Here is a 3,384-nt window from a genome sequence, read left to right on the forward strand (position 1 = left end):
CAATGTCAGAAATATCTCTCCGGCCTCCTGAATGCACTGCTCGACGGTTGCATTAGGAAAATTAAGCAGCGTATCTAGGTGAAAGTCCATGATGTCAATCCCCCTAAACGTAACTCATTATACAATTACCACCCTGGATCCGGAAGAGCCAAATCTCTTATATCTTCAAGCCTATCATCAAGCAGGCTTGAAGAGGTAATTGTGAAAGGATGATTACTTGAAGAATTCGTGGTGTTTTCCTCTGCTGCTGCTTCATAGTTTCTATACCATCTTTCCATATCCTCATTTTGAACTCTATTATCTTTGTCCACCCCAAAGCGGCATTGGAGATAATAGATAAAATCGGCGAATATTTCTGTCGCCTTCCTATATGTCCAACCATCTGCCTGATTTCTTTCCCAAATAGCCGTAATAAGCTTACCCGCTTTGACATCGGTTATTCCGATTTGGCCACTGCAAATTCTAGAGAGTATGCTTTGATCGACACCAGCCGCCGCAGCAAGCTCCTTGACACTATCGAATCCGATTAGTTCGAGAGCCTTTCTTCGATGCGCGTTCCGATGCGCCCTATTGCTAGCCCTATCCATGTTTGAAGTCATACAGTTACCCTGTTCACATCAGTCGGGACAGTTCCGATACTTTTAGTGCATTGTCGCGAGAGATATCCCTGAAGACGTCCTTATATCAAAACAGAGCACGCGCCTTGAAGCTGCTAGCACGACGCTAATGTGACATTAAAGAGTTGGACCAGGGAAGATAGAAATCGCCGGTTCCTCTGCCTAGCATTTTTCTGTTGTTAGTTTTGCTTGTCGCCAGTATAGAGTAGCGGCTCCGGAAAAATAAGACTTGCACGTGCAAGTCCATATGGAACATTGTTTCCAACAAAGATGTGATATGCTGCGCCTCCTTTTTGACCAGGCGCGCTACAAAGATTTTCTCTTTAGCAAGGCTTGCACGCAATAGCCTCCGCATAAACCTTTTTAAGGGAGAGCGGCTCAGGCCATTTGTTGCTGCTCTAGGAGTTGTGCCGGTACAAGGCCCAAATTGTTGGCAAAAACCAAGCAGCATCAGCGACTCCAGGCTATTCAAACACTTTAATAATGCGATCGCCGAAATTTGATTGAGGCTGAGCCGCCTATACCTGAACTATCACCTTGAAGCACTACCCCTCGCCATCCATATAAAGGCGCTTAAACTGACTCGCCGCCTCTGGACTAATGCCTTCTAAGGCTTTAATAATTTCTAGCACCGTTTCAGAGTTTGGATCCCGTACCTCATTCACCCAACGATAGACATTTGACCGACCAATCCCTAGCTCGTTAGCGAGCTTGGTCTGGCTGATGCCGTAATCTTCTAACACTTGTCCGAGCACTCTGCCTGCTTTTCCCATGCCTCCAATCATCCCAGAGGATGAAAAGCAGACCAAGAAATTGAGTCCCTATGGACTACAAAATATGCCATAATGGCTCTTGAGCTTGCAGTCCACATCGACGACGGGTTCACGGCGCTCCAGAAGGGCGCTTGATTTAGGAACGTCTGTAGTCCATAAAGGCGACGATTATGCAGCATCATGCTTTCCTCGGAGACCAGGCAACTCACGAAACGGTTGGGCTTGAGATATCGCTCAAGCTCTACAGCTACCCCAAGCCTGATCGCGAACCGGTCAAGATTTTGGTTATTGGCTCTCGTGAGGCGGTGAGCGCAATTGTCAACTCCCTGCACCAGCTAAGCTTTGCCGAAACCTTTGAGTGGACTGACTTTCTACCTGCGCCTACTGGCGACAGCCCTATTCAGCTTAGGGCTGGGGAAGTGATGAAGGCTTTGGTCAAATATTTGCCCCGTGCTTAGCAGGTGGGCAAGACAGCACCTGATCTTGAGTTGAAATGGTCACGCTGGGGGTTGTAATGGATCGCAATGTTGCCCTAAATCAACGCTCTAGTTTTTGGCTAAAGCGAGGGCTCCTCTGCGTCTGCCCTGTTTGGAGCGCCTGAATCGCTTGCACCTGGGCCACCGTCCCACGGGCATACTGCTCAATCGTTTGCGGGCCTACCCCTTGCACATCTTGCTGAAATCGAGCGTATGGCCCCTGATGCAGCAGCGCCGCGACAGACTCCCCTGATTCCCCAGCCCCTAATGCCGCCGCCGTCACCTTCTGGTCGAGCTGAATTGCGGAGAGATCGCTACTCACATAGTCCCGATAGAGATCGGGGTAGCTTTGAATTTTCCCTGTTGCCGAACAGGCATACTCTAGGTAGCGCTGCTGCTGAAGGCCGTCTACGGTCGTCTGAGCGTACTGGAGCAGCTTGGGCAATGCCGCCTTCTTCTCCTCCTCAGACAATCCCAAAATCTGCTGCTGAGTAAACGGCCCCTGGGCCAACAATTGAATCACCTGTCGGGGAGCCTTGCCGGTCTGTAGCGCCGCTCTAGCCACCTCCTGATCTAATTCCTGGGCTGCTATCGAATTATCGCTGTAGCGGGTATAGAGACTCTCGTAGTCCTTGGCATCCTTGAGCGAGGCTTTGGCCAGCGCCAGGTATTGCTGACGCATCAATCGCCCCTTCTCGGTCTCGGGCTCCTTCGGCAACTGTGGCTCGGTCATAGAGCATCCGTGAACTCATCGAGCAGGTCAGCCGTTGGAGCTACCACGGTCGCAGGCTGTACCAAAGATGAGCCTGACTCTGCTTGTAGATTCTCCGCATCGGGCGCTCCCACCAATTCGGTGGTGCTGGGCCGCGCTAATCCCAAATCAAATTCTTCTCGCAGATGTTGAATCTGAGCTTCCATCTGCCAGATCGATTGCTGGGCCAGATCGCGTAGCTCTCCCTCAGAGTGATTTCCGGAATGCCGATAGGCGAAGGGCAGCCAAAAAGCGCGGGTCGCCGTAGCGGCTTTCTCTTTGCCGTTATAGGTATCGTGGATCAGCCAGGAATAGGTGATGCCGTTTGGGGAGGTGCGATCGGGCTCGAAGATAAAGCGCACCCTAGACTTTTTATCAGGGTTTGCAGGATTTGGACTTGGGGAAGGGCTTCGTCCTCGGGGCATGGGTCAAAACTCAGCCTATAGGGTTTCAAGCGTTATCAGCACCTTGGGTAGATAACTATGACTAGCCACCTACCAGGACAATCTTACACTGCAACACCAGAAGATGCTGATCTAATGCCCATCAAATCTGGAATGCATTCTTTACTATCGACCGTATTCCAGCATTGCTGATTGCTGAAGGCTTTTCTTTCAGGATCACCAATCCACAAGATTTGCTTAACGGGTGACAACGTACCTAAAGAGCTTGCTGCATCAGGGATAGAGCATAGAGACCACGCTGAAAATAGCGATGTTTATGGGGTTTGAGCGCTATCAGTTGGAGTGCCCAGTCGGTCCATAACT

6 protein-coding genes are annotated in these 3,384 nt (G+C 50.4%); 1 reads left to right on the forward strand and 5 read right to left on the reverse strand.

Going from position 1 to position 3,384, the window contains the following annotated elements:
* Positions 1 to 125: 125 nt before the first annotated feature.
* The 3 genes from IQ254_RS30295 to IQ254_RS30305 all read right to left on the reverse strand — a co-directional run bounded on the left by IQ254_RS30295 (position 126) and on the right by IQ254_RS30305 (position 1,390).
* Entirely contained in the window at positions 126 to 599 is a 474-nt protein-coding gene (locus IQ254_RS30295; protein ID WP_193969856.1) for a helix-turn-helix transcriptional regulator, read from the reverse strand.
* A gap of 124 nt (positions 600 to 723) precedes the next feature.
* On the reverse strand, positions 724 to 1,068 hold the full coding sequence (locus tag IQ254_RS30300) for a hypothetical protein (RefSeq protein ID WP_193969857.1): 345 nt from the start codon (positions 1,066 to 1,068) through the stop codon (positions 724 to 726).
* 94 nt (positions 1,069 to 1,162) lie between these two features.
* On the reverse strand, positions 1,163 to 1,390 hold the full coding sequence (locus tag IQ254_RS30305) for a helix-turn-helix transcriptional regulator (protein WP_193969858.1): 228 nt from the start codon (positions 1,388 to 1,390) through the stop codon (positions 1,163 to 1,165).
* A 170-nt stretch (positions 1,391 to 1,560) separates the two neighbouring features.
* Here IQ254_RS30305 and IQ254_RS30310 point away from each other — a divergent pair, with 170 nt between their 5' ends.
* Positions 1,561 to 1,848 carry a hypothetical protein gene (locus IQ254_RS30310; RefSeq protein WP_193969859.1) on the forward strand — a complete coding sequence of 96 codons (288 nt, stop codon included), beginning with the start codon at positions 1,561 to 1,563 and terminating at the stop codon, positions 1,846 to 1,848.
* Positions 1,849 to 1,927: 79 nt separating this feature from the next.
* On the opposite strand, the gene IQ254_RS30315 is transcribed toward IQ254_RS30310, so the two are convergent.
* Entirely contained in the window at positions 1,928 to 2,599 is a 672-nt protein-coding gene (locus tag IQ254_RS30315; RefSeq protein WP_193969860.1) for a hypothetical protein, read from the reverse strand.
* Positions 2,596 to 3,042 (reverse strand): hypothetical protein, encoded by a 447-nt coding sequence (locus tag IQ254_RS30320; RefSeq protein ID WP_228041238.1) that lies wholly within the window; start codon positions 3,040 to 3,042, stop codon positions 2,596 to 2,598. Before IQ254_RS30320 ends, IQ254_RS30315 begins: the two co-directional genes overlap by 4 nt.
* Positions 3,043 to 3,384: the final 342 nt, after the last annotated feature.

Source organism: Nodosilinea sp. LEGE 07088, from assembly GCF_015207395.1.
GTDB lineage: Bacteria > Cyanobacteriota > Cyanobacteriia > Phormidesmidales > Phormidesmidaceae > Nodosilinea.

Bases quoted from the DNA above. Each gene is read 5' to 3' on its own strand.
- IQ254_RS30295 (WP_193969856.1), bottom strand. From the start codon at position 599: ATGACTTCAAACATGGATAGGGCTAGCAATAGGGCGCATCGGAACGCG.
- IQ254_RS30300 (WP_193969857.1), bottom strand. From the start codon at position 1,068: ATGCTGCTTGGTTTTTGCCAACAATTTGGGCCTTGTACCGGCACAACT.
- IQ254_RS30305 (WP_193969858.1), bottom strand. From the start codon at position 1,390: ATGGGAAAAGCAGGCAGAGTGCTCGGACAAGTGTTAGAAGATTACGGC.
- IQ254_RS30310 (WP_193969859.1), top strand. From the start codon at position 1,561: ATGCAGCATCATGCTTTCCTCGGAGACCAGGCAACTCACGAAACGGTT.
- IQ254_RS30315 (WP_193969860.1), bottom strand. From the start codon at position 2,599: ATGACCGAGCCACAGTTGCCGAAGGAGCCCGAGACCGAGAAGGGGCGA.
- IQ254_RS30320 (WP_228041238.1), bottom strand. From the start codon at position 3,042: ATGCCCCGAGGACGAAGCCCTTCCCCAAGTCCAAATCCTGCAAACCCT.